The 2,546-nt window shown below is 50.7% G+C and carries 1 rRNA gene; it reads right to left on the bottom strand.

The features are described 5' to 3' along the window. Positions 1-31 precede the first annotated feature (31 nt). A 23S ribosomal RNA gene (locus ACYUE0_RS17565) occupies positions 32-2,546 on the bottom strand; the annotation flags it as partial.

A 2,546-nucleotide genomic window follows, 5' to 3' on the forward strand; every position in this document is an offset into this window, starting at 1 on the left:
TTGTTCTCTGAAAATTGCACAGTGATTATATTAGGTCAAGCCCTCGACTTATTAGTATGAGTCAGCTGAACATGTTACCATGCTTACACCCCTCACCTATCAACCTGATGTTCTTTCAGGAGTCTTACTAACTTACGTTATGGGAAATCTCATCTTAGGGTGGGCTTCACGCTTAGATGCTTTCAGCGTTTATCCCTTCCCAACATAGCTACCCAGCTATGCCACTGGCGTGACAACTGGTGCACCAGAGGTTGGTCCATCCCGGTCCTCTCGTACTAAGGACAGCTCCCTTCAAATTTCCTACGCCCGCGACGGATAGGGACCGAACTGTCTCACGACGTTCTGAACCCAGCTCGCGTGCCGCTTTAATGGGCGAACAGCCCAACCCTTGGGACCGACTTCAGCCCCAGGATGCGACGAGCCGACATCGAGGTGCCAAACCTCCCCGTCGATGTGGACTCTTGGGGGAGATCAGCCTGTTATCCCCGAGGTAGCTTTTATCCGTTGAGCGATGGCCCTCCCACGAGGTACCACCGGATCACTAAGCCCGACTTTCGTCCCTGCTCCACCTGTATGTGTCGCAGTCAGGCTCCCTTCTGCCTTTGCACTCTTCGAACGATTTCCGACCGTTCTGAGGGAACCTTTGGGCGCCTCCGTTACTTTTTAGGAGGCGACCGCCCCAGTCAAACTGCCCACCTAACAATGTCCCGTGACCAGATTCATGGCCTCCGGTTAGAATTCCAGTACTATCAGGGTGGTATCCCAAGGTCGACTCCACCACAGCTGACGCCGTGATTTCCCAGTCTCCCACCTATCCTGTACAGATAATACCGAAACTCAATGCTAAATTGCAGTAAAGCTCTACGGGGTCTTTCCGTCCAATCGCGGGTAGCAAGCATCTTCACTTGCACTACAATTTCGCCGGATTTGCTGTTGAGACAGTGCCCAAATCATTACGCCATTCGTGCGGGTCGGAACTTACCCGACAAGGAATTTCGCTACCTTAGGACCGTTATAGTTACGGCCGCCGTTTACTGGGGCTTAAGTTCATGCCTTCGCTTGCGCTAAGCAATCCCCTTAACCTTCCAGCACCGGGCAGGCGTCAGCCCCTATACATCAGCTTTCGCTTTAGCAGAGACCTGTGTTTTTGCTAAACAGTTGCTTGGGCCTATTCTCTGCGACCTACTTGCGTAGGCACCCCTTCTCCCGAAGTTACGGGGTCAATTTGCCGAGTTCCTTAACAGCAATTCTTCCGCTGGTCTTAGGATTCTCTCCTCACCTACCTGTGTCGGTTTGCGGTACGGGCGTTAGCTTCCTCCATAGAGGCTTTTCTTGGCAGCGTGGAATCAGATACTTCGCTATAATTAGCTCCCCATCACATCTCAGAATTGTTTTAGCGGATTTGCCTGCTAAAACTCCCTAAATGCTTAGACACACATCCAATAGTGTGCACATCTTATCCTCCTGCGTCACCCCGTTTGTAATAACGTCTGCTAACGGTACAGGAATATCAACCTGTTGTCCATCGACTACGCCTTTCGGCCTCGCCTTAGGTCCCGACTAACCCTGAGCGGACGAGCCTTCCTCAGGAAACCTTAGGTTTTCGACCGCCAGGATTCTCACCTGGCTCTCGCTACTTATGCCAACATTCTCACTTCTGCATCGTCCACCGCTCCTTTCGGTACGACTTCARCCAATGCAGAAAGCTCCTCTACCACTCACATATTAAATGTGAATCCATAGCTTCGGTGGTAAGTTTTAGCCCCGGACATCTTCGGCGCGGGATCTCTTGACTAGTGAGCTATTACGCACTCTTTAAATGAGTGGCTGCTTCTAAGCCAACATCCTAGTTGTCTTAGAAATCCCACATCCTTTACCACTTAACTTACACTTTGGGACCTTAGCTGATGGTCTGGGCTGTTTCCCTTTTGACTACGGATCTTATCATTCGCAGTCTGACTGCCGAAATAAAAGTATCTGGCATTCGGAGTTTGATAAGGTTCGGTAAGCGGTATGCCCCCTAGCCTATTCAGTGCTCTACCTCCAGTACTCARTTAATCGACGCTAGCCCTAAAGCTATTTCGAGGAGAACCAGCTATCTCCGAGTTCGATTGGAATTTCTCCGCTATCCACAGCTCATCCCATGGTTTTTCAACACCAACGTGGTTCGGACCTCCACGACATTTTACTGTCGCTTCATCCTGGCCATGGATAGGTCACCCGGTTTCGGGTCTACGACATGCAACTTTGCGCCCTATTCAGACTCGGTTTCCCTTCGGCTCCGTACCTTAAGTACTTAACCTCGCTACATATCGTAACTCGTTGGCTCGTTCTACAAAAAGCACGTCGTCACACATATAAAGTGCTCCGACCGGTTGTAGGCACAGGGTTTCAGGTTCTATTTCACTCCCCTTCCGGGGTTCTTTTCACCTTTCCCTCACGGTACTGCTTCACTATCGGTCACTAGGTAGTATTTAGCCTTGGGAGGTGGTCCTCCCTGCTTCCCACAAGGTTTCACGTGTCTCGTGGTACTCTGGATCAGAACT

The sequence above is a fragment of the Clostridium sp. CTA-19 genome (genome assembly GCF_054767855.1).